The sequence below is a fragment of the Gluconobacter sp. Dm-62 genome (assembly GCF_018256155.1).
Lineage (GTDB): Bacteria > Pseudomonadota > Alphaproteobacteria > Acetobacterales > Acetobacteraceae > Gluconobacter.
This window is the reverse complement of sequence record NZ_JAERLY010000002.1, coordinates 149,985-173,678: the sequence shown is the minus strand read 5'-3', so window position 1 is coordinate 173,678 and position 23,694 is coordinate 149,985. Positions and strand designations below refer to the sequence as shown.

At 60.9% G+C, this 23,694-nt stretch carries 21 protein-coding genes; 10 read left to right on the top strand and 11 right to left on the bottom strand.

What is annotated here, in order from left to right; translation table 11 throughout:
- The first annotated feature begins 37 nt into the window (after positions 1-37).
- Positions 38-2,191, top strand: coding sequence for an ATP-dependent DNA helicase RecG (gene recG / locus JK202_RS02545; protein WP_211557760.1), 2,154 nt, complete (start codon positions 38-40; stop codon positions 2,189-2,191).
- A gap of 78 nt (positions 2,192-2,269) precedes the next feature.
- Complete coding sequence (locus JK202_RS02540) at positions 2,270-3,970, top strand: bifunctional diguanylate cyclase/phosphodiesterase (RefSeq protein WP_211557756.1); 1,701 nt, start codon at positions 2,270-2,272, stop codon at positions 3,968-3,970.
- 55 nt (positions 3,971-4,025) lie between these two features.
- On the opposite strand, the gene JK202_RS02535 is transcribed toward JK202_RS02540, so the two are convergent.
- Positions 4,026-5,027 carry a lipid A deacylase LpxR family protein gene (locus JK202_RS02535; protein WP_211557755.1) on the bottom strand — a complete coding sequence of 334 codons (1,002 nt, stop codon included), beginning with the start codon at positions 5,025-5,027 and terminating at the stop codon, positions 4,026-4,028.
- A gap of 277 nt (positions 5,028-5,304) precedes the next feature.
- Between JK202_RS02535 and JK202_RS16375 the strand changes: the two genes are divergently transcribed.
- Positions 5,305-6,003, top strand: coding sequence for a cold-shock protein (locus JK202_RS16375; RefSeq protein ID WP_211557754.1), 699 nt, complete (start codon positions 5,305-5,307; stop codon positions 6,001-6,003).
- Between the two features lie 145 nt (positions 6,004-6,148).
- Here the strand turns inward: JK202_RS16375 and smpB are convergent, their stop codons facing one another.
- Genes smpB through JK202_RS02510 form a run of 4 tightly spaced genes read right to left on the bottom strand, consistent with a single transcriptional unit; the run spans position 6,149 to position 9,144 of the window.
- Positions 6,149-6,643 carry an SsrA-binding protein SmpB gene (smpB, locus tag JK202_RS02525; RefSeq protein ID WP_211557752.1) on the bottom strand — a complete coding sequence of 165 codons (495 nt, stop codon included), beginning with the start codon at positions 6,641-6,643 and terminating at the stop codon, positions 6,149-6,151.
- An 8-nt stretch (positions 6,644-6,651) separates the two neighbouring features.
- Positions 6,652-7,563 (bottom strand): 4-hydroxy-tetrahydrodipicolinate synthase, encoded by a 912-nt coding sequence (dapA, locus tag JK202_RS02520; RefSeq protein WP_249199560.1) that lies wholly within the window; start codon positions 7,561-7,563, stop codon positions 6,652-6,654.
- A gap of 19 nt (positions 7,564-7,582) precedes the next feature.
- On the bottom strand, positions 7,583-8,419 hold the full coding sequence (locus tag JK202_RS02515; protein ID WP_211557750.1) for a prephenate dehydratase: 837 nt from the start codon (positions 8,417-8,419) through the stop codon (positions 7,583-7,585).
- Complete coding sequence (locus JK202_RS02510; RefSeq protein ID WP_211558678.1) at positions 8,419-9,144, bottom strand: 3-deoxy-manno-octulosonate cytidylyltransferase; 726 nt, start codon at positions 9,142-9,144, stop codon at positions 8,419-8,421. The genes JK202_RS02515 and JK202_RS02510 overlap by 1 nt, the downstream gene beginning before the upstream one ends.
- 75 nt (positions 9,145-9,219) lie before the next feature.
- Here JK202_RS02510 and JK202_RS02505 point away from each other — a divergent pair, with 75 nt between their 5' ends.
- From JK202_RS02505 to JK202_RS02495, 3 genes are all read left to right on the top strand, one after another.
- Positions 9,220-10,008, top strand: a complete 789-nt coding sequence (locus JK202_RS02505) for an inositol monophosphatase family protein (protein WP_211557748.1) — start codon at positions 9,220-9,222, stop codon at positions 10,006-10,008.
- Positions 10,009-10,147: 139 nt separating this feature from the next.
- On the top strand, positions 10,148-11,398 hold the full coding sequence (gene serA / locus JK202_RS02500; protein WP_211557746.1) for a phosphoglycerate dehydrogenase: 1,251 nt from the start codon (positions 10,148-10,150) through the stop codon (positions 11,396-11,398).
- A gap of 50 nt (positions 11,399-11,448) precedes the next feature.
- Positions 11,449-12,951, top strand: a complete 1,503-nt coding sequence (locus tag JK202_RS02495; RefSeq protein ID WP_211557744.1) for a YifB family Mg chelatase-like AAA ATPase — start codon at positions 11,449-11,451, stop codon at positions 12,949-12,951.
- Between the two features lie 4 nt (positions 12,952-12,955).
- On the opposite strand, the gene metC is transcribed toward JK202_RS02495, so the two are convergent.
- Positions 12,956-14,167, bottom strand: coding sequence for a cystathionine beta-lyase (gene metC / locus JK202_RS02490; protein WP_211557742.1), 1,212 nt, complete (start codon positions 14,165-14,167; stop codon positions 12,956-12,958).
- Positions 14,164-15,006, bottom strand: coding sequence for a sulfurtransferase (locus JK202_RS02485; RefSeq protein ID WP_211557733.1), 843 nt, complete (start codon positions 15,004-15,006; stop codon positions 14,164-14,166). The genes metC and JK202_RS02485 overlap by 4 nt, the downstream gene beginning before the upstream one ends.
- Positions 15,007-15,135: 129 nt before the next feature.
- On the opposite strand from JK202_RS02485, the gene JK202_RS02480 reads away from it, so the two are divergent.
- Together JK202_RS02480 and JK202_RS02475 are read left to right on the top strand one after the other, a co-directional pair.
- Entirely contained in the window at positions 15,136-16,215 is a 1,080-nt protein-coding gene (locus JK202_RS02480; RefSeq protein ID WP_211557732.1) for an AI-2E family transporter, read from the top strand.
- The gene (locus tag JK202_RS02475; RefSeq protein WP_211557730.1) at positions 16,212-16,838 is read left to right on the top strand and encodes an endonuclease/exonuclease/phosphatase family protein; all 627 of its coding nucleotides are present in this window, start codon (positions 16,212-16,214) and stop codon (positions 16,836-16,838) included. The genes JK202_RS02480 and JK202_RS02475 overlap by 4 nt, the downstream gene beginning before the upstream one ends.
- A 5-nt stretch (positions 16,839-16,843) precedes the next feature.
- Here JK202_RS02475 and cls read toward each other — a convergent pair whose 3' ends face one another.
- Positions 16,844-18,256, bottom strand: a complete 1,413-nt coding sequence (cls, locus tag JK202_RS02470; protein ID WP_211557720.1) for a cardiolipin synthase — start codon at positions 18,254-18,256, stop codon at positions 16,844-16,846.
- 155 nt (positions 18,257-18,411) lie between these two features.
- Between cls and JK202_RS02465 the strand changes: the two genes are divergently transcribed.
- Entirely contained in the window at positions 18,412-19,134 is a 723-nt protein-coding gene (locus JK202_RS02465) for an arginyltransferase (protein ID WP_211557717.1), read from the top strand.
- Between the two features lie 17 nt (positions 19,135-19,151).
- Here JK202_RS02465 and parC read toward each other — a convergent pair whose 3' ends face one another.
- Positions 19,152-21,362 carry a DNA topoisomerase IV subunit A gene (parC, locus tag JK202_RS02460; RefSeq protein WP_211557716.1) on the bottom strand — a complete coding sequence of 737 codons (2,211 nt, stop codon included), beginning with the start codon at positions 21,360-21,362 and terminating at the stop codon, positions 19,152-19,154.
- Between parC and JK202_RS02455 the strand changes: the two genes are divergently transcribed.
- A complete protein-coding gene (locus tag JK202_RS02455) occupies positions 21,339-21,815 on the top strand; it encodes a hypothetical protein (RefSeq protein WP_211557715.1) in 477 nt (158 codons plus the stop codon). The genes parC and JK202_RS02455 overlap by 24 nt on opposite strands.
- On the opposite strand, the gene recO is transcribed toward JK202_RS02455, so the two are convergent.
- Both recO and tsf read right to left on the bottom strand, forming a co-directional pair.
- Positions 21,809-22,579 carry a DNA repair protein RecO gene (recO, locus tag JK202_RS02450; protein ID WP_211557708.1) on the bottom strand — a complete coding sequence of 257 codons (771 nt, stop codon included), beginning with the start codon at positions 22,577-22,579 and terminating at the stop codon, positions 21,809-21,811. The genes JK202_RS02455 and recO overlap by 7 nt on opposite strands.
- 133 nt (positions 22,580-22,712) lie before the next feature.
- Positions 22,713-23,621: a translation elongation factor Ts gene (gene tsf, locus JK202_RS02445; RefSeq protein ID WP_211557706.1), complete on the bottom strand. Its 909-nt coding sequence runs from the start codon at positions 23,619-23,621 to the stop codon at positions 22,713-22,715.
- Between the last annotated feature and the right edge of the window lie 73 nt (positions 23,622-23,694).

Below are 23,694 nucleotides of genomic sequence, written 5' to 3'. Positions count from 1 at the left end.
GTCAGCCCGAGGAGCACGGGAAGCGCCCGTTGTCACGATGCCGTCCGAACACGTCCCGCCGTCTCTCCCGCATCCTTCCGAACCAGAACAGCGTCCTGAAGCAAGCCGGGATGACCGTCTCGCACCGCTTTTTGCACCGCTGACGAGCCTGCCCGGCATCGGCCCGCGACATGCCAGCCTGCTGGAGAAAATTGCGGCTGGCCGACGCGTGCTGGATCTGCTGTTCACCCTGCCCGAGCGGGTCGTTGACCGGCGTATTCTGCGCACAGTTGCCGACGGACACAATCTCGCTCCCGGCGAAATCCTGACGGCCCATGTGCGGGTGCTGACCCTGCGCACGGCCAGCCGCCCCGGACAGCCCTCCATCATCCGCACCGAAGACGAGACCGGGAAGCTCGATCTGGTCTTTTTCCAGACGCGCAATATGCCAAGCCCAACCGTGGGGGCCGAGCTTCTCGTCTCCGGCAAGACCGGCAGCTTTCAAGGCGAGCTGACGATGCCGCAGCCCGATCATGTCGTAAGCTGGGCCAAACGCGACAGCTTCCCCTCGCTCGAACCCGTCTGGCCGCTGACCGCAGGCCTGTTCCCCTATACGGTCCGCAAGGCCATGCGTGCTGCTCTGGCCCTTCTGCCCGACGTGCCGGAATGGCTGGACCCGACCCTCGTCAGCCAGCGGAAATGGCCGTCTTTCACCCAGGCCCTGCGCCTGATGCAGTCCCCCGAGATCATCCCGCCCGAAATCGCCTGGGAGCCGGTCCGCAACCGCGCCCTGTCCCGCCTCGCCGCAGACGAGCTTTTGGCCGACCAGCTCTGTTTCGGACTTGCGCGCCTCAAGGCCCGCGAGCGGCATGGACGCAGCTTTCCCGGCAATGGCGAGCTTCAGGCCGAAATGCTCCGGCGCTTCGGGCATAAACCGACCCACGCTCAGACCATGGCCATTGCCGAAATCGCCGCCGACCTCTCGGCCCCGACACCCATGATGCGGCTGCTTCAGGGTGATGTCGGCGCAGGCAAGACCTTTGTGGCGATGAACGCCATGCTCCAGACCGTCGAGTCCGGCGCGCAGGCCGCGCTGATGGCCCCCACCGAGATTCTGGCGCGCCAGCATTTCGAAACGCTCTCCCGCCTTTGCCCGGCGGAATGCGTTTATCTGAGCGGCACCATCAAGGGCGCAGCACGACGTAAGACCCTCGCGGCGATTGCGGATGGAACTGCGAAAATCGTCGTCGGAACCCATGCCCTGTTTCAGGATGGTGTGACCTTCCACGACCTTGGCCTGGCCGTCATTGACGAACAGCACCGATTCGGCGTCCGCCAGCGTATGAATCTGAGTGCCAAGGGCGAAGCGACAGACATCCTTGTCATGACCGCCACGCCTATCCCCCGCACGCTCCAGCTCATGGAATGGGGCGAAATGAGTGTCAGCCGTCTGGATGCCAAGCCTCCCGGCCGCCAGCCGATCCGCACGACCCTGCATAGTATGGAGTCGTTCGACAGTGTTCTTGCAGGCATCACCCGTGCCCTGCGGGATGGCGTGCAGGTCTTCTGGGTCTGCCCTCTTATCGAGAACAGCGAGACGCAGGCCGCGGCTGCCGCAGAAGAGCGCTGGGCCTCACTGGAGCAGCGTTTCGAGGGACTCGTGGGCCTCGCCCACGGCAAACAGGACATCACCGTCCGTCAGGACGCACTAGACACGTTCCGTCTGGGAAAAACACGTCTCCTCGTCGCCACGACCGTTATTGAGGTTGGCGTGGATATTCCCGCCGCCTCCGTCATGGTGATCGAGCATGCCGAACGGTTCGGTCTCGCCCAACTCCATCAGCTTCGCGGACGAGTTGGGCGTGGCTCAAAAAAATCCTTCTGCCTGCTGCTTCATGACAGGGCCGCCACGCCGACAGCCGTCCGGCGTCTGAGCCTTCTACGCGACACGAATGACGGCTTCCTGATCGCTGACGAGGATTACAGGATCCGTGGCGGTGGCGACATCGCAGGCGACCGGCAGTCCGGCCTACCCGGTTTCCGTCTGGCCCAAGGGGCACGCCTCAGCCTGCTTCTGACGGCCATGCAACAGGACAGTGAACGTGAAATCGCCCGCAATCCACATCTGCACGGCCCTCGCGGGACAGCGCTCAGAATTCTTCTGGAAATATTTGACCGGAATGATCCCGACAGGCTTCTGATTTCCGGTTAGACAGAAAAGTTCGGGGGGATATAATGCCCGTTCTTGGTTGTTAGTGAAGTCAACTGAATTTCAGGGAGTATACGAGTGATGAGCAGTCCTGCCAGAGACGCTCAGAAAGAGACTACGTGCGAATACTCTGGCATTTCTTCGGATAGCCGCTCTCTGCTCTTTCGCCTTCTTCTACCCGCAACAGGTGCGGTCGCTGTCGCGTTGCTGGAGATCTCCACCAGCGGTATCATAAATATTCTACAGTCCGCAGGTTCTCTTCCGTCGGTATTGCATAAGACTGCTTCAGGGAAGATTATTCTTGCTGCGGAACGTGAGCGCACTGACGAAGCGCTTTTCTCGTGCCCCTCACTTGAAGGCTGGTCACTCTTCGGGCTTCCTGTTTCAGCTACTCCTCTGGGCGGTAAAGCGGGCTGGTTTCTGGTTGCCCTGTGCCAATCTGGCAAAAGCTTTTCTCCCAGCGCCACAGATGCCATGGAGGATGTTGCGAGACAGCTCAAGAACGAAGCTGCAAGAGCCCTTGGAAGATCCGCCCTGCCGGACCGTGAGGAAAGTCTCCGTGTCCTGCATCAGTTCATCGAAAAAACCGGAACGCTCTCACGGCGTGCCGTTTTCAGTCTGATCCATCTCAATCTTGATCACCTTTCGCTGATCAACGACCGCTATGGCTGGGATACGGCCGACCTGATCCTCGCCGAGATGATCCGGCGCCTTAGATCGGTTCTGCCAGAGGGCTGCTTCCTGAGCTCGATTGGGGGCGGTCATTTCATGGTTCTGACCCCGCCAGGAACAACGGCTGTTACGACGCGCTCGTTGGTCAACGCGATCTTACAGATTTCCAGTACGCCTGTTTCCCTGGATATGGGTGCCGTTCCGTTTTCAATTTCCGCAGGCTGGAGCGTCTATCCGCAGGATGCAAACGATGCAAACCAGCTGATTCTTGCTGCGCGTGCAGCATTGACCGAGGCCAATCGGACGGGTGGCGGACATGAACGCCGCGCCAATGCCGAGCTCACCAATAACTACGCCCTCACTGCCAATCTGGAACAGGACCTTCTTAAGGCTGTTGAGGATGACGCGCTCTTTCTGAAATGGATGCCCATCGTTGATACCGTCAGCCAGAAAATTGTAGGGCATGAAGCTCTGCTTCGCTGGACCCGGCCGGGCCACGGTGAGGTCGCTCCCAACCTGTTCATCCGGTATGCCGAAGAAGTTGGCATGATCGAGGCTCTTGATAGCTGGAGCCTGCGCAGCGCCTGTATGGCTGCGTTGCGATGGCAGACTCCACTGAGGGTCTGCGTGAATGTGTCTCCTGCCTGGCTGGTTAACGAGCGGCTCTCGGGACTCGTTGATAGGGTCTTGGGCGAAACAGGCCTTGCGCCTGGACGACTACAGATCGAGCTGTCTGAATGCCGTCCCTTTGGCCCCTCCGACATCGCATTTCGTGAGCTCTCTCGCGTCCGTGCGCTTGGCGTCCGTCTGGCCATAGATGATTTCGGCGCAGGTTATTCTTCACTTGAACGACTGCGTATCTATCCACTGGACCAGATCAAGCTTGACCGGGCCTTTGTGCAATATCTGGGCGAGGACATGCGTGCCGACGAGATCATGCACGCCATTCTCTCACTCGCCCGTTCGCTGAATATTACCTGCTGCGCAAAGGGTGTCGAAACCGAACATCAGATGGCCCTGCTGGACGCCAATGGCTGTGAGGAAGTGCAGGGCTACCTGCTGGGTGCTCCAGTTCGCGACAGTCACGTTCCACACCTCGCCCAAGCATAAAAAAAGCCGCTTCCATTTCGGAAGCGGCCTTTCTGAAAGCGCGATTGGCAAAAAATCAGAATTTGACGGAGAGCTTGAGCGAGCCGTAGTTGAACAGACCGGCTTTCTGTGTCTGGAACTGCGCTGTCTGCCAGTTCTGGCTGTAAGACAGACGCACGCCATGCCACATCACCGCGACACCGGCATGGATCTCGCCCACATCCCAGACCTTGTCGACATGAGGTGCATTGGGACGGACGGTGCTGCCCTGAAGCGTCACGTCATACCCCACGGCCTGTCCTTCGACACCGCCATAGAAATACCAGGCGAAAGGACGAGTCGCACGGAAGGCGTCCGTGCCATCCAGCCCCGGTCCGATCGTCGAGTTGCCGAAATCACTATCCAGCCCCTGCCCGATACGGAACGTCGTCGCCACATCCGCATAGGTTCGATAATCACCTGCGGCGCCCGAGATCGCCGGCAGCACGTCAGCATGAATGCCATAGACATTCAGGACCGGCAGACGCCAGATCCGACCAGCCTGAACCTGGAAAATCGGCTGATTCGCAAGCTGATGTCCCCAGCCCGTGCTCGGCGTATCGCTGATGGCCTTGTGGAAGCCGTTCTGAACCTGCCGCCCGAGTCCTGCTGGGCCAAGCATGCCGAACTGGATTCCCATTACGGTCCGGGAAAGGTCGGTATCGTTGATGAGATTGACCGTTCCCAGCAGCAGTCCCGCATAAGGCCGGTCGCCCGGCAGCGGATTGTCAGCCTGCGTGTCACGCGGCGTATCAATGATCTGCTGCAATCCGATGCTGATACGCTGGACGCCATCCCCCATCAGGATACGGTTCAGCTTCGCAATTGGACGCGGCAGATTATCGGTGCCTGAAGTCCAGTTGATACGCAGACCAGACGTATAATACTGGTCCGAAGTCCCTTTCAGGGTCGAAATGGCATCGTTTTCGCCCTGGACAGTCCAAGTTCCGTACGGATCCTGCAAAGGAGTAGCCATGGCAGAAGAAGACAGTGCCAGCACGGCAGTGGCTCCAATGGAAAAAGTCAGTCGGCTTCGCATGGGCACCTCTGTTACGCGCGGGATCCGGGACCATCAAGTACTGGAGAACGTGTGTATGTCATTTCCACGACCGGAATCAAAGTGTCGAGAAGACTGTTCCCAATCTTAAAATTAGCGCGAGTTATGTTTCAGCCCCATATTCCTTGTGGCAGAGAAGGAAAAAAGCGTGCTAGAGATTGCCGCAGGAAAGAAGCAGCATCGTTTTTTTCCAAATTTTTGAAATTACGTCACGGCAGGGTCAGCCCTACCATGGCACCCCAGTCTCGGGATTAGACCGTTGAGAAACAACAGAACCGACCGCAGCAGCTTCAACTCACCTCGCCGCGGCGGGTTTGACGACACATACTCGTCCCAGCCGTCCTATGGCGACCGTGGTGGCTTTGGTGGTGGAAATGGCGGCGGTGGCGGTGGCTACGGCGCCCCTCGTCGCAGCAACAGCTTCGTCGCAGCTTCAGGCCCAGAAATCAGCTCCCGCGTGAAGTGGTTCAACACCGAAAAGGGTTTCGGTTTCGTTGAACTGTCCGATGGCTCGGGCGATATCTTCCTGCACGCCAACGCTCTCACGAACGCTGGTGTCAGCGCCGTGAACCCGGGCGCGACCGTTGTGGTTCGCATCGGCCAGGGTCCGAAGGGCCGTCAGGTTGCTGAAGTCCTCTCCGTTGACGAGAGCACGGCAGAAGCACCCCGCCCCCGCGCAGCTTTCGGCGATCAGCCCCGCTTCGGTGGCGCAGCTCGCCCGGGCCGTCCGGCTCCGGACCTGTCCCGCGCTGAAGACATGCGCGGCACTGTCAAGTGGTATAACGCCACGAAGGGCTTCGGCTTCATCACGCCGGAATCCGGTGGCAAGGACATCTTTGTCCACGCTTCCGCTCTCGAGCGCTCCGGCCTGCCGACGCTTGACGAAGGTCAGACGATCAACGTCAAGGTTGTTCAAGGCCAGAAGGGTCCGGAAGCCGCTGAAATCAGTGGTGACTGAACGACTCGGACTTCGGTCTGAGTGAAAAAAGCCGCTGCCAGCTTATGCTGCAGCGGCTTTTTTAATGCGTATTGCCTGAGAGACAGGCAACAAAAAAGGCCGGAAATATCTGACCTTTCAGGTTTGTCTGACGAGAAGGCTCGGCTCAGAATTCCTTGCCGCTGTTTCTTACCAATCTGGCCTTATCCCGCTTCCAGTCCCGCTCAGCGATGGCATGACGCTTGTCTTCCTTGCGTCGGCCCTGCCCCAGACCAAGCGTTACTTTCGCCATTCCGCGATCATTGAAGTGAATATCAAGCGGTACCAGACTCGCGCCCGCACGGCTGACGGCACCGAGGAAATGAACAATCTGTTTGCGATGCATCAGCAGCTTGCGCGGCGCACGCGGCTCGAAACGGGAAAGAACGCCTCCCTGGTATTCCGGAATGTACGAGTTAAAGAGCCAGATTTCGCCATCACGTTCGGCCGCATAAGCCTCCGTAATCGTTGCCCGGCCGAGGCGAAGGCTTTTAACTTCAGGCCCTTTCAGGACAATCCCGGCTTCGGTCGTCTCAAGGATAGTATAGTCAAACCGACCCTTGCGGTTCTGGGCGGCCATGCCATGAGAAATCATGCCGCTCTTGGTTTTTTTTCCGGCCATACCTGCGATCAATCCAGAAGTTCAAGCGCACGCAAAGCATCATCAACAGCCAGACGCGTTGCTTCCTGCGGCTCTGCCAGAGGCAGACGTAGCGTAGCGTTGCACAGACCCAGTCGTGACAGGGCATACTTCACCGGTCCCGGATTACTCTCCATGAACATCGCGTCATGCAGAGGGGTCAGATGATCCTGAATGGCGATTGCATCCTCAATGCGCCCTTCCTGCCAGGCCAGATGCATATCTGCGCACAGATGGGGCACGACATTGGAGGTCACACCAATACAGCCATCGCCACCCGCCGCCAGGAATGACAGAACGCTATTGTCATCGCCGGAAAGCTGGTTGAACGGCTTGTCCACAGCACGACGTACTGCAATCGGACGGGCCATATTTGCGGTAGCGTCTTTGGTACCAACGATGTTGGGATGCTCGCCCAAACGCGCCATGGTCTCTACCGAGATGTCCACGACGGAACGGCCCGGAATGCAATACAGGAAAATTGGCAGAGGCGTTGCATCGGCAATCGTCATGAAGTGACGGTAAAGCCCTTCCTGCGACGGCTTGTTGTAATAGGGCACAACAACCAGAAGACTGTCCGCTCCAACAGAATGGGCATGCTTCGCCATAATGACGGCCTCGGACGTGCTGTTGGAGCCAGCTCCCGCCATGACACGCACACGGCCATTTGCTGTCTCGACGCAGTGTGCGACAACACGGCCATGCTCTTCATGCGACAAGGTCGGACTTTCGCCCGTGGTTCCGGCCGGGATCAGCGCTGTCGTACCCGCGTCAATCTGGCGCTCGATCAATTTCGTCGAAATATCGAAATCGATCCGTCCGTCCGTGTGCATCGGAGTGACCAGAGCCGTCAGCGACCCCTGATACATGCTCGTGTCAGCCATTGTTCCGCCTTCTGTCATGGACTTGCCTGTCCTGCCGTCACGCTGCGCGGCGCGAGAGGCTGTTTGGGTAAACACCCAGAATCCTGAGATCGTCGCTGACCTGCTCCAGTTCCGCGAGCGCGGCCGCCAGGGCCGCCTGTTCCGGATGTCCTTCAACGTCCATCAGAAACTGCGTTGCCGCAAACGAGCCGTCCAGCATGTAACTTTCGATCCGCGTCATGTTGATACCATGCCGGGAAAATCCACCCAATGCCGCGTACAGAGCGCCTGGACAGTTCCCGACCCGCATCAGCAGAGTTGTCAGCACATCTGTGCGCTCTGGCGAGGGAATGCAAGGCCTGCTGGAGACACGGTAAAAGCGCGTCGTATTGTGCGAAGCATCTTCGACATTGCTCCGCAGCACTGTCAGCCCGTTCAGTTCGGCTGCAAGAGAAGAGGCAATTGCTGCGTCCTCCTTGCGTCCCCACTGCGCCACCATTTCGGCGGCACCTGCTGTATCGAACTGCACCACTGGCTCCACCCCGAGTTCGCTGATCAGCTTGCGAACCTGACCCAGCGCTACAGGATGCGTGTGAATCCGGCGGATATCCCCGATTTTCGCGCCTGGCACACCCAGAAGGCAGTGCTCCACGCGCTGGAAATATTCTCCGACGATGTGAAGTCCGGCATCAGGCAGCAGGGAATGGATATCGGGAACGCGCCCGGCGAGCGTATTTTCACAGGCCAGCAGCGCTTCATCGGCCCGACCATCATGCACGGCATCAATCGCATCCGCGAAGGTTGGGCACGGCCGCGTCGTCCAGCCTGGACGCGCCTGCCGGCAGGCCAGATCGGAATAGGCGCCCGGACGGCCCTGAAATGCAATGACGGGCATCAGACCAATCCTCTCACATGCTCAAGATCAGCAGGCGTATCCACGCCCTGAGGGGCATGGTCAATCCTTGCACACCCGATTGCCATCCCGGCCTGTAGGGCACGAAGCTGTTCAAGGCTCTCCCGACGCTCCAGTGCGGAGGGCGCGAGCGCTACGAAACGCTCCAGTGCCGTCCGGCGCCAGGCGTACACGCCCACATGATGCCAATGCGGCCCCTCACCCCATGGAATGGGCAACCGGGAAAAATACAGTGCCCGCGTCACGTCTGCGTCGTCAAAGGCGCACGCGATCTTTACGACCTGCGGAGCACCACGTTCAGCATCGCTCGTGACCGGAGCGGCCAGTGTTCCGATATCGATCGCCGGGTCTTCCAGCGGCTTGAGAACAGCCGACAGGCTGGAGGGTGCGATCAGGGGCAGATCGCCCTGAAGGTTGATGACCACATCATGGATGCCGTCGGGATCCACTTCCGCCAGCGCTGCGTGTACGCGGTCAGACCCGCTCGCCAGCTCCGAGTCGGTCAGAACGCCCCGGACGCCGGGAATGCCCTGGACGGCCTCAAGGATCTCTTCGTCTCCCGCTGCCACGACTACCGGTCCAACCTGCGCTGCGAGAGCCTGGTGGACGACCCGGACAATCATGGGAACGCCCCCAATATCAGCGAGGGGCTTGCGCGGCAGGCGGGTCGAAGCAAGTCTGGAGGGAATGACGATGATCGGATGCATGGCCCCTCTGATGCCGCCCGCCACCACGGGCGTCAATCTTATGCCATGCTCCTGGGACGGGAATAGACGAAAATCATGACTGAAACGGTTCTGCAGACTGCTATCGACGCCGCAACAGCCTGCGCGGACATCGCTCGCGAGACCGTCCTTCCCCATTTCCGGACGTCCCTTTGTGCCGATGCCAAATCCGATGACAGCCCCGTCACCATTGCGGACCGACAGGCAGAACAGGCCATGCGTGACATTCTCGCAAAGCGCCTGCCGGAACACGCCATTCTTGGCGAAGAAAACGGCATGAGTGGCGCCAGCAGCGACTGGCTCTGGGTTCTCGATCCCATTGACGGCACCCGTGCTTTCCTGACCGGCCGTCCCACGTTCGGCACGCTTATTGCGCTTTTTCATAAAGGCCGTCCCGTCCTCGGACTGATCGACCAGCCCGTGACCGGAGAGCGCTGGATTGGCGTTTCAGGCCAGCCCACGCGTTTCCTGTCCGACCGTCTGCCCGGCGTCATTGGCACCCGTTCCTGCCCGAAAGCCGCCGAAGCCGAACTTTCCTGCACGGCACCCGAAATTATGACCGCCGATCATGCACCGCGTTTTGCCAATCTGCAGAAGCACACCCGGCGCACGTCCTGGGGCGGAGACTGCTATGCCTACGGCCTCCTTGCCCTCGGCCAGATCGACGTCATTGCGGAATGCACCATGAAACCCTGGGACTGGGGCGCGCTCGTTCCGGTTGTGGAAGGTGCAGGAGGCCGCATCGCAGACTGGCAGGGACAGCCGCTGACGCTCGAAAGCGATGGCACCGTCCTGGCCTGCGGAGATGCAACCCTGCTTCCCGAACTCGTGCGCCATCTTTCCTGAAACCCGCTGATCGGCTAGGGAGGGGGCCCCGGCGGACGTGGCGGCAGACATAAGCCGGGGCCGGTCTGGTCACGGCCAGATCTGGTGAACCAGTTTGAATTGAAACCGGAGCCTTCCGGTTCATGACCGGGACGGATTTATGGAAACGCAGTTCTCTCTCCCCAAGAACAAGATCCGCATTCTTCTTCTGGAAGGCATTCACGAAAGCGCCGCCTCCCATTTCGCCGACCAAGGCTATGCCGAAGTAACGCGCGTCAAGGGCGCCCTTGAAGGCGATGCGCTGAAAGAGGCCCTGCAGGGCGTGCACATGGTTGGCATCCGCAGCCGGACGCAGCTCACCCGTGAGGTTCTTGAAGCTGCAGACCGCCTTATGGCCATTGGCTGCTTCTGCATCGGCACGAATCAGGTCGATCTGAACGCAGCCCGCATGCTCGGCATCCCCGTCTTCAACGCGCCATTCAGCAATACGCGGTCCGTGGCCGAGCTGGTCATGGGCGAGGTTGTCATGCTGCTGCGCCGCATCCCGTCGCGTTCGGAAGCCTGCCACAAGGGCGGCTGGGACAAATCCGCCACCAATGCGTGGGAAGTCCGGGGCAAGACGCTCGGCATCGTTGGTTACGGCTCCATCGGCTCGCAGCTTTCGGTTCTGGCCGAAGCATTCGGCATGCGTGTCCTGTATTTCGACGTGATGCCACGCCTGCCGCATGGCAACGCCATTGCCGTCTCAACCCTGAACGATCTGCTTGCCCAGTCTGACATTGTCAGCCTGCACGTGCCGCAGACGCCGGAAACCGATCTGCTGATCGGCGAGGCGGAAATCCGGGCCATGAAGTCCAATTCCATCCTGCTGAACAACGCGCGCGGCAATGTCGTGGATCTCGAAGCTCTCGCTGCCGCCCTCAAGGACGGTCATCTGATGGGTGCGGGCGTGGATGTGTTCCCCGTCGAGCCCAAGAAGGCTGGCGAAGAATTCAAATCCCCTCTTCAGGGCCTCGAAAACGTCATCCTGACGCCACATATCGGCGGTTCCACCATGGAGGCGCAGGAGCGCATTGGTGTCGAAGTCGCACGCAAGCTGGTGGATTATTCCGACGTGGGGTCCACGATCGGTTCGGTCAATTTTCCCAGCGTCCAGCTTCCCGAGCGCCCGCGTGGCACGCGCTTCATGCATGTCCACGCCAACCGTCCCGGCATCATGCGTCAGATCAACGATCTGTTCGCCGCACAGAACTGCAATGTGACGGCCCAGTATCTCCAGACGGATGGTGAAGTCGGGTATGTCGTCGTCGAAGCCGAGTCGGAAGGTCCGGACATGGACACGGTACTGCTGGATGGCCTCAAGGCTCTCGACGGTACGCTGCGTGCCCGCCTGCTGTATCAGCGCTCCTGAAGCGCTTTCTGTTAACCATCGGTAAATAATTCCGGGCTAGGATTTGTCTTATGACGAGTCCCAGCCCGCATACACCTGCCCTCGCCCGCATCCAGAGCTTTGCCTTCTCTGGCATTGAAGCCGTCCCAGTGACGGTCGAGGTTCAGGTCTCCAGCGGACTTCCGGCGTTTCTCGTGGTGGGGCTGGCGGACAAATCCGTTGGCGAATCCCGTGAGCGTGTCCGTGCCGCGCTGACAGCTATGGGGCTGGCGCTTCCGCCCAAACGCATTCTCGTTAATCTCGTACCGGCCGATCTTCTCAAGGAAGGGGCGCATTTTGACCTTCCCATCGCGCTTGGCCTGCTCTGCGCCATGGGGATCCTGTCTTTCGAGGCAGTCTCGGCTTATGCCGCCGTCGGCGAACTGTCACTGGACGGACGCATCAACCCCGTAGCTGGCGTTCTTTCAGCTGCTATTGGTGCAGTTGCAGATAAACTCGGACTGATCTGTCCGGCCGCACAGGCTCTCGAAGCACGCTGGGGCAATGGCAGTACGGACGTTCTCGGCGCACCGACGCTCGCCGCTCTTGTGTCCCATTTTCAGGGACAGCAGGTCCTGTCCCCAACTCCGCTCCCGACCGAACATTTTATCGAATACGGCCCTGATCTCGCGGATGTCAAAGGCATGGCGATCGGACGTCGCGCTCTGGCAATTGCTGCGGCCGGGGCTCATTCGATGTTGATGAGCGGGCCGCCCGGTGCCGGAAAATCCATGTTGGCCAGCCGTTTGCCCGGTATTCTTCCCGATCTGACACGCGAAGAAGCGCTTGAAACAAGCCGTATCCACAGCGTGTCAGGCATTCTGCAAAACGGCAGGCTGGTCGTGCGTCCGCCGTATCGGGCACCGCATCACAGTGCGAGTCTTCCCGCTATTGTGGGTGGTGGCGCGAAAGCCCGGCCCGGCGAAGTCAGTCTTGCCAATAATGGTGTCCTGTTCCTCGACGAACTGCCGGAATTTTCACGATCCTGTCTGGAGTCTCTGCGCCAGCCGATTGAAACCGGCAGTATTTCCATTGCCCGGGCGGCCCATCACACGACCTATCCCGCGCGCTTTCAATTCATTGCGGCCATGAACCCGTGCCGCTGCGGCTATCTTGGCGATCTGGAGCGAAGCTGCCGCAAGGCCCCGCGGTGTGGGGAAGACTATACGGCCAAGATTTCCGGCCCGATGCTCGACCGCATCGACCTGTGCGTCCAGATCGATCCGCTCTCCCCGATCGAAATCAGCCGCGCCCCGAAAGGTGAGACCAGCGCAACGGTTCGTGCCCGTGTGGAAATTGCCCGCAGGCGCCAGATTGTCCGTCAGGGCGTTCCCAATTCGCAGGCCTCCCCGGACGATCTCGACATGGATGACGACGCCCGGTCCATCGCTGAACAGGCGGCTGAAAAACTGCGCCTGTCCAATCGCGGGATCACGCGCCTGATCCGCGTGTCGCGCACCATTGCCGATCTGGAAGGAACGCAGAGCATCCAGCGCCATCATGTCGCCGAAGCCCTGACCTTCCGCCGCCGCTAGGCGGTCAGAACTGAAGACCGTCCAGTCCGCGCGCCAGATCGGTCTTCAGATCCTCAACATCTTCCAGCCCGATATGCAGGCGGAAGGTCGCGGATGTCGGGCCACCCTCGCCCGTCACGCGCCGGACATGCCCTGTCGTCGGCAGGACAAGACTTTCATAGCCGCCCCAGGACGCGCCGATCCCGAACAGGCTCAGTCCGTCAATCATGCGCTCGGCAGATTCAACGGAGATTTCGGGCTGAAGCTCTACCCCGAACAGACCGCAGGCTCCGGTAAAGTCGCGCTTCCAGAACTCATGCCCCGGACAGTCTTCAAGCGCCGGGTGCAGCACCCGTGCGACTTCTGGGCGCGTTTTGAGCCACTGCGCGATTTCCAGAGCCGAGCGCGACTGATGCGCCAGCCGCACGCCCATAGTCCGCAGGCCGCGCAATGTCAGCCAGCAGTCATCCGGGCCCGCACACTGGCCAAGCTGGATCGCGGCATCGCGCAGCGTCTTCCAGTGCGCTTCGTTATTGACCGTGATTGATCCCATGATGACGTCCGAATGCCCGGCGGGATATTTCGTCAGGGCCTGAATCGACACGTCCACGCCATGGACGAAAGGCTGGAACACACCGATCCCCCAGGTGTTGTCCAGCATCAGCAACGCACCAGCTTCATGCGCCACTTCAGCCAGCATGGGCACGTCCTGTACTTCGAACGTATGACTGCCCGGGCTTTCGGCGAACAGGATCTTCGTTTCGGGGCGCACAAGGGCCGCGATCTCGGCGCGCGATGCCATGGGCGGGTAATACGTCGTCAACACGCCAAGCCGCTGAAGCATCGTGCCAGCAAACCGGCGCGTGGGGCCGTAAACCGAGTCTGGAAGCAGCAGGTGGTCACCGGAGCCAAGAAACGCCAGCAGCGGCATCGTACACGCTGCCAGACCCGAATTGACGACCTGCGTATGCGTCCCGCCTTCGATCAGGCTGAGCATTTCCTCAAGCTGGTGCTGGATCGGCGATCCCATGGCTCCATACACGACCTTATGCCCGTGGCTGCGGCCGTCCGTCCTGTTCATGGCTTCCAACGTAGGAAAGAGGACAGTCGAGCCACGGCTGACGGGCGGGTTCACGAATTCTCCGGTTTCGGGGAGATCGTGCGAACGCCCTTCCCGCACCAGCATGGAACCCATCCGGCTCCAACCCGCACTCACCCGCTTTTCCAGATCGCTCATGCTCCTGCTTCTCCCGTTACGACTGGTGCGTCGGGGTCGCTGCCCCATTCTGCCCAGGATCCATCATACAAAGCTGCGTCGCCATATCGCGCGATGGCCAGAGCCACTACGATCGTTGCGGCTGTCAGACCCGAACCGCAGCTCGCAATAACGGAACGTCCTTCTGCGGCTGCAAGAATCCGTTTCTGCTCGACGGCAGGCAGAAAGCAGCCATTTCCGTCCACGAGGCGCGTCCAGTCCATGCTCTGCGCGCCTGGCATGTGACCGCCACGCACACCCGGACGGGGCTCAGGCACAGTTGCGGCAAAACGGCCCGCACTTCTTGCATCCAGCACCAGCGCATCGGTCCGTTTCAGCGCCTGACGCACATCTTCCGATCCCGCCAGAAGCCCATAACGCGGACGGGGACGGAAAACTGCCGGTTCGATTGCAGGTGCCGGACCGCTTTCAACCGGACCACCCGCTTTCACCCAAGCCTCAAGCCCGCCATCCAGAATCCGCGCATTCCGGTGCCCGAATAGTCGTGCAAGCCACCATCCGCGGCAGGCGCCTACACTCCCGCGGCCGTCATAGAACACGACCGGCATTTCCTCGCTCACGCCAAGAGCACTCATAAGGTGTGCGAACCGCGCGGCACCCGGCACCGTATGCGGGAGCGGACTATCCGGATCGGCAAAAACATCGATATCGAATCGCTGGGCGTCAGGCAGATGGCGTTCAGCGAATGCGGCATCGGGATCGCCCTTCTGCCCCGGCAAAAGCACGCTGGCATCAAGGGGAACGAAGCGCCCGACCTCGGGGATCAGGGTCGCGGCATCAACAAGTGGCGAGATCGTCATGTCCTCACCATAGGTCGAGGGATGCGTCCGGCGCCAGAGCGTGCCAATGTGTCAGTCAATGAACACGCAGCCCACAGAGTCATGCCAGCCCGGGCATCCGTCCGGCTCCAGTCAGGAGGGTGGCGCCGCATGACGACCGAGCGGATTCTCCTTGGCCTCATCCTGGCTGGGATTGCCTATGGGTGCGGGATCATCCTGTGGCCGTTCCTATCGGCCATCCTGTGGGCCGCGATCCTCGCTTTCACCACATGGCCGATCTATCGCCGGATGCGCAGGCATGTTCGCCCCGTACTGGCCGCGCTTGCCATGATGGCTCTGAGCGCGCTTTTCATCGTCGTCCCTCTTGCTGTTCTGACCAGCGCCGGGATCAGCGACATTCCTGCCACGATCTCACAGATCGACGCTTTGATCCTGCATGTCACCAGCGCCAATCCGCCACCCGCATGGGTGAGTCGTATCCCAATGGCGGGTCCCCACCTCGTGGAAGCCTGGCACCATTTCAGCCATGACATCGGCGCCTTCGCGACCGAAGTGCTGCGCCCCTATGCCGGACAGATCGCTCATCTGACGCTGACGGTCCTTCTACGCCTGGCAGGCGGCCTCGCCGAACTCGTCATGGCGCTGTTCGTCGCGTTCTTCCTGTGGCTCAACGGCGATCCGCTCGGCAACACCATCACCGCCCTGATCGACCGCATCGCCGGCCCCCACACCACGCCCCGCCTCATCAACATCATCGGCCGCACAGTCCGCGGCACGGTTTACGGCATCCTCGGCACAGCCCTGATCCAGGGCGTCCTTACCGGGATCGGCCTCATGCTGGCGGGTGTTCCGTCGCCGGTTCTGTTGGCGGGCATTACGGCGTTCGTCGCGGTCTTTCCTATCGGTGCGCCTCTGGTGTGGGTGCCCGCCGCCATCTGGCTGGGTATGACCCACCATTTCGGCCACGGGCTGTTTCTTGCCATCTATGGCATCCTCGTCATCTCGGGCGCTGATCATATCATCCGCCCGGCGTTCATCGCCCGTGGCGCGCAGCTTCCCTATCTGCTGACCGTGCTCGGTGTTCTTGGCGGCATCGTGACGTTCGGTGGCGTCGGCATTTTCCTCGGCCCTGTCCTGCTGGCTGTCGGCTATACCCTGACCAGCGAATTCGCCGCCGGTCCCCATCACCGCGAACGTAACCCCCTCTACCTGCCGGAGCCTCCGAAATGATGACGTCCCTTCAGTCCGGAGCCTCTTTCAAGATCCTGAGCTGGAACCTTTACCGATGGGAAGGCGCGTCACTCGAAGACGTGCTAACCGTCATTCGCGCGGAAAATCCGGACATCGTCGTCATGCAGGAGGCACAGGAGGCCGTGGACGAACTGCCCGAAATCCTCGGTGGCTATTACGATCGCATCCCGCTTCCCGGCCGTCCGCATGGCACGGCCTGCTGGAGCCGTCTGCCGTTTACCCGGCCTCCCTCATTCTGCCGCCTGCCGCGCGGTCTGCTGGTCAAACGCACGGCCCAGCTTATTGATTTTGGGAGTTTCTCGCTCGCCAACGTGCATCTGTCTCACGGCCAGATTCTAAACCGCAGGCAACTTCGCAGCATCAGCACCAACATGCGGCATCGCGCCGTCATCATGGGTGATTTCAATCTGGTCGGGCCTGTCCTGCTTCCGGGCTTTCTGGATGTCGGGCCACAGGAAAAAACGCACCGGATGCTGAACCATGTCCCGCTGAGGCTGGATCGCTGCCTCGTGCGTGGTCTGTCCCGCATGGAAGCGCGTGCCCTGCCGCGCTTTGGCTCCGATCATCGTCCCATCTGCGTCACGCTTCGGCTGGCCGCGTAACACCCTCACAGATAGGGCAGCAAAAGCCTGATTGCCGCATTGCGCATTCGGATCAGGAACGGTTTTCTGTCCAGATCATGATGGGTCAGCCGGTTGCGACGATGAGTTTCCATGAATATGGACAGCTCTTTCGCCACGCCGGTATCATAGATTTCCAGATTGATCTCGAAATTCAGCCGCAGGGAGCGCATGTCGATATTGGCACTTCCCACGAAGCTCCATTCATCATCCACAACCATCAGCTTGGAATGATTGAATGGCGGATCAGCCATCCATACCCGGCAGCCTGCATCCAGAAACGGCCGAAGATTGGCATCGCGCGCATGGTCGATCAGCGCGTGATTGCTGCTTCTGGGTACGACGATATCGATAACCACGCCACGTAATGCCGCGAGAATAAGCTCCGTCGAGAAGCGGTCATCCGGCAGGAAGTATGGCGTCATGACCCAGATATGGCTCCGGGCCAGCGCGAAGGCCTGCAACATCCCGTATTCGATCTTTTCCAGATCCGTATCCGGCCCGGACGTGACGATCCGCATCGGCACATCACCTACCGGCGACGGCTCGGGTAGATAACGTTCGCCTTCGAGTTCCTCGCCCGTCGTGAACGACCAGTCCCAGGCGAACGCCACGGCAAGCTGATGCACGATCGGCCCCTGAAGGCGGAAATGCGTGTCCGCCACCGGCAGCTTCGTCCGAAGCCGGAGCATGTTCTCCTCGCCGATGTTCAGGCCGCCCATGAAGCCGATGGTGCCATCCACCACGAGGATCTTGCGGTGATTTCGCAGATTGATGAACGGCATGCGCCAGGGCCAGACCGAATGCATAAAGCGTGCGCAGGCCACGCCCTCACGCCGCAGCCGGCGCTCAATCCCGCAGCGGAAATATCCGCTCCCGATCCCGTCCACCAGAACCCGGACCTCGACCCCGCGCCGCTTGGCCGCCACCAAGGCCTCGGCAAAACGCTGCCCGACCTCATCAGCACGAAAAATGTAGGAGCACAGGATGATCGACGTCTTCGCCTGCCCGATTGCCTCCAGCATGGCCGGATAGGCATTGTCCCCGTCATGCAGGCAGGTGATCGAATTGCCCCGCATCAGGGGCCGTTCCGTCAGACGGCCCAGCATCTTTGAAAGCGGCGCCAGATCGCCATCCACGGTCTGACGGTACTGCGCCAGTGGATCGCGCCCTTCCCACAGATGCCGGTTGACCATTTTCTGCGCCCGGCGCCGGACACGGTTGATCCCGAACATCAGATACAGCACCGTCCCCAGAACGGGCGCAATCCAGCAGATGCCGATCCAGCCCGTGCAGGACGCCGTATCGCGCTTGTGCACCAGTGCATGAACCGTGACGAGCAGGGGCAGCGTCCAGCGCAGAATCTGCATGACAATGTGGAAAACGGTCCAGTGCGTCATAAATCTCCCTGCGGCGGACATCCTATGCTGCAAACAGCACATCAGCCCCCGGATCTTCTTCCGTCATCCTTTCGCAAAGATGGAGGATGCGCCAGCACCCGTCCTTACGATAGGATCATCTTCCGGCCCCGTCTTTCGAAAAAGGAGAGCATCCCATGCAGCATCGCCCACAGCTCTTCTACACGACGGCTCCGGCCCCGTGCCCCTACCTGCCCGACCGTACCGAGCGCAAGGTCCTGACTGAACTCGCAGGTCCCGACGCCATGGCCCTGCACAACCGCCTGTCGCAGGCGGGGTTCCGCCGCAGCCACGCCATCGCCTATGCGCCCGTCTGCGTCGGCTGCCGCGCCTGTACGCCTATGCGCATCCCGGCTGTGACCTTCGCGCCCACGCGGACGCAGAAGAAAGTCCGCAGCCGCCATGCGGACCTCATGGTGAACATGGTGCCCCCGGTCCCTACGGACGAACAGTTCCGCCTGTTTGAAATGTATCAGGCCGTCCGCCATCCCGATGGTGACATGGCCCATATGTGCTGGCGCGATTATGCCGAGCTGATCGCCAATACGCCGGTCGAGACCTTTCTGGCCGAGTTCCGTCGTTCCGATGGCACGCTCGTCTGCGTCAGCCTCATTGACCGTCTCTCGGATGGTCTGTCAGCCGTTTACACATTCTATGACGTCAACGACCTGACGGCCTCATGGGGCACGGTTTCGATCCTGTGGCTGATCGAACAGACCGCCCGGATGGGGCTGGAGCACCTGTATCTGGGCTATTACGTGCCTGGCAGCCCCAAGATGGCGTACAAGGCCGCCTTTGGGCCGGCGGAAGTGTTCCGGGAGGGTCACTGGAGCCTGTTGGCCGGAACGCTTCCGGCCTGAACAGGCAGCGCTGCTTCTCAGCTCTTGTTGCGAAGCATCCACTGCGGCGCGGCACGACCCACGGCCCCCCGACGTCCTTCCAGAGGCGTCAGATCTGCGGCTGGCCGGACCCGCTGGCCCTCCTGCCACAACAACCCTTCGGACACCGTCAGGGTGCGCATATCGCGCAACGCGCTGTCGCCCAGCTTCTGGAACGCGACACCAGCGCCACGCGTCATTTCCGGCACCTGCTCCAGCGGGAAGATCAGTGCGCGCTTGTTCTGCCCCAGCGTCAGGACATGCGTGCCGCTAACCGGGATGCAGGCAAAGACCTCATCACCGTCCTTGACGTTGAAAACCTGCTTGCCTGTCCGCTTTTCCGCCACGAGCCCCGCTTCAGAGACGATCATGCCGCGTCCGGACACAGAGGCAATCAGGCGACGCCCCTCGTCCGAAACCGGGAAGAACGTTACGATCCGGTCTTCCTGCGGCACTTCAACCACGGTCCGGAACGGCTGCCCGAAGCCACGCCCGCGCGGCAGATCGGCCGCCTTGATCGTAAAGGCCTTACCGCTGCTGGAGATCAGGCACAGCCTGTCCGTGCTCTGACATTCGACAGAAAGCCAGGCCTCGTCGCCTTCCTTGAAGCGGTGTCCCTGCGGATCAAGCCCATGGCCCTTCATGGCGCGGATCCATCCCTCGCGGGACAGCAGAACTGTCAGAGGCTCACGGTCGATTTCCAGCGCTGCTGAAATATCAACGGGCTCTGGTGCCGCGGCAATCAGCGTCCGCCGGTCCCCAAGCGGACCAGAGCCGAACTTCTTGATGGTGCCGTCCAGATCCTTGCAGATCCGCGTCCAGCGCCGACGCTCCGAGCCCAGAAGGGTCTCAAGCCCCTTCTGCTCGTCCGCCAGTTTATCCCGCTCGCGCCGGATTTCCATTTCCTCAAGTCGCCGCAGGGAGCGCAGACGCATGTTCAGAACGGCTTCGGCCTGAATATCTGTCAGGCTGAATGTCGCCATGAGGCTGACCTTCGGCTCGTCTTCCTCACGGATGATGCGGATCACTTCGTCTAGGTTCAGATAGACTGCAAGGAAGCCCTCAAGGATTTCCAGCCGTCGCAGGACCGCCGCCAGACGATGGTTCGACCGCCGCACCAGCCCTTCATGCACATGATCCAGCCAGGCCCGCAGAACCTGCTTCAGCGACAGCACGCCCGGAACACGGTCTCCGCCCAGAACATTCATGTTCAGGCTGAAACGGTTTTCAAGCGCCGTGTTGCGGAACAGCGTCTCCATCAGGACTTCAGGTTCGACACCTTTGGTCTTGGGCTCCAGCACCAGACGGATATCAGTCGTGCTTTCGTCCCGCACATCGCCCAGAAGTGGCAGCTTGCGCTGCTCCATCAGGTCCGCGATCTGCTCGATCAGACGCGATTTCTGCACCTGATACGGGATCTCGGTGACGATAATCATCCAGGTGCCAAACCGCCCCTGTTCGACGTCCCATTTTGCACGGGTGCGGAAGCTGCCACGACCTGTCTCGTAAGAGCGGACAATGGAGTCGCGCTCTTCCACCAGAATGCCGCCCGTCGGGAAATCCGGGCCGGGCATCAGATCCACCAGTTCAGCGATCGTCACATCCGGCTTCTCGATCAGAAGTTTCGCGGCCCGGCAGATTTCGGCGGCATTATGCGGAGGGATGCTCGTCGCCATCCCCACGGCAATGCCCGCCGCGCCATTGGCCAGCAGGTTCGGGAACGTACCGGGCAGCACGATCGGCTCCTGATCTTCATTGTCGTAAGTCGCGCGGAAATCGACCGCATCGTCCTGAATTCCGTCCAGTAGCGCCTGCGCCACTTCCGTCAGGCGGCTCTCGGTATATCGCATGGCCGCCGCGCCATCGCCGTCGATCGAGCCGAAATTGCCCTGCCCTTCGACCAGCGGATAGCGGACAGCAAAATCCTGCGCCAGACGCACCAGCGCCTCATATACGGACGCATCGCCATGCGGATGGAACTTACCGATCACATCACCAACGACACGTGCACACTTTTTAAACCCTGATGTGGGATCAAGGCGTAGCTGCTGCATCGCATAAAGGAGGCGGCGGTGGACCGGCTTCAGGCCATCACGCACGTCCGGAAGGGATCGCGACATGATTGTCGACATCGCATACGCAATATATCGCTCGCTCAGAGCCTCAGCGAGCTTGGTATCCTCGATATGACCAGCCAGATCCGTTCCCATGCATCTCCCCTCTTTCGTGCAGGACTTAGACACTGGCGTGCCCTCCTGTCCAGCGCTCTCCTTGTTGGCACTGCTGCCTGCTCACCCTATCGCCCCGTGCAGAAGGCAGAAGCCTCGTTCGCGCTGGCCGGCTTCAGGGCTCATCCGGCCGATACGACCGCACGCTGGGCGATGATGAACCTCCTGCCCCCGAATACCCTGACCTACCGCATGCAGAACGGACAGCCAGTCCTGCTCTACGCCGATCCCATTGCCTGTGGCTGCGTCTTTATGGGCGATAAACGTGCCTATGCTGCCTACAAGGCGAGCCACCGGGTCGATCTTCTGCAGGAGCAGCGCATGACAGCCGAAATCAACCAGCATCCAGGCTGGGACTGGTCCGTGTGGGAAAGCACGGCCGATGTGGACGTGGTCAGTGGCCTGCGTCCCGGCCCCAGCCACGTTTTTTACTGAGCCGCATCCGCTGACGCCTCGGTCTCGGGGATCGGCTGAAGCCGCTGCACATACTCGACCAGCCGCTCCCGCGCCGCAGGGAGCGGCTGATGGCGCACACCAAACACCCAGCGCGACAGGAAATGTCCTGTCAGTGCAAGGCCATCCTTCCAGTCCACAGGTGTCCCTTCTTCAGCCTCATCCTTCATCAACGACGGTAGAGGCAACAAGCGGTCCCGCCACTCACCCGCGGCATCGCGACTGACAGCCCGGCCAGAACGTGGGGACACATAGGCCAGATCATCCGCCGAACCCGTCACCGCACAGCACGAAAGATCCAGCCCGTATCCAAGACCCGCCAGCAATTGCCCTTCCCATCGCAGATAAGCCCCCATGGGGGCAGGCTCGGGGGCTACGCTGATCAGTGTCAGAAGCCTGACCAGCCGCATGAACAGTTCCGGATGTGCCTCGCCCTGCGGCAACGCACCGTCCACCAGAGCGCAGGCGCTGCTGACCATCTCAAGCTGTAGTGGCGCATCCAGAATGCGCCCCGCCACACACTGCACAGGCTCAGCCGTCAATGTGCCGAGTTGATCGGCCAGCCGCGCTCGCCATCGCGCCATGACCAGATTCCCGGTCTGCCACAAAGAGGCCTGACGCCGGGACGCTCCGCCTCGTGCCATGCCGTGTGAGACGCCATGCTCTTCGCTGAAGAGATGAACGAGGGCGCTCCCCTCGCCATAAGGCCGGACCGACAGAACCAGCGCCGCCGCTTCCCATTCCATTGTCGATCCTTCCCGGAATGCACTCAAAAATAAAAAAAGGCCCCTGCACGCCAGAGCGCACAGGGGCCTTTCTACAGACTTTCGATCTCAACCTGAACCGGCCAACGCCGGCTCAGGGCAAGAGCGGAAAACCTTACTTGGTGCCGGCAGCAGCCGCGACTTCAGCAGCGAAGTCGTTCTCTTCCTTCTCGATGCCTTCACCGAGCTGGAAGCGCTCGAAACCAGCAAGCTTTGCGCCAGCCTTTTCGACCACCTTGGACACGCGGCTTTCGCCGTCCAGAACCCATACCTGCTCCAGAAGAACAACTTCTTCATAGAACTTGCGGATACGGCCTTCGACCATCTTCTCGATGATGGCTTCCGGCTTGCCGGACTCACGGGCCTGCTCGATCAGAACAGCGCGCTCGCGCTCCAGGGACTCCGGATCGACGCTGGCAACGTCCAGGGCAGCCGGACGGGTTGCCGCAACATGCATGCCGATCTGGCGACCCAGCGTCAGCAGGGCGTCGGACTCGGACGGGGCTTCCAGAGCAGCCAGAACGCCGATCTTGCCAATGCCCGGGCGCAGTGCACTGTGGACGTAGCTGGCAACAACGCCGGACTCGACCGACAGGACCTTGGCGCGACGGATGGCCATGTTCTCGCCGATCGTGGCAATCAGGTGCGTCAGTTCGTCAGCAACCGTACGGCCCGACGGAACCTTGCCAGCCTTGATGGCGTCCAGATCGTCGCCAACTTCCAGAGCAACGTGAGCAACCTGCTCGACGAAAGTCTGGAACGCTTCGTTACGGCCCACGAAGTCCGTCTCAGCGTTGACCTCGACCATGGCGGCGCGGTTCTTGGCGGACACAACGCCGACCAGACCTTCAGCCGTCGTACGGCCGGACTTCTTCGCAGCCTGGGACAGACCCTTCGTGCGCAGCCAGTCGATGGCGGCGTCCATGTCGCCGGCAGCTTCCGTCAGGGCCTTCTTGCAATCCATCATGCCTGCGCCAGTGGCTTCGCGCAGTTCGCGGACCAGGGCTGCTGTGATTTCTGCCATTTATCTCATCCCTTAAAAAAGATCATGCGGCCGGACGAACTCGCCCGGCCGCATGCCATGTTTCAGTTGCCGT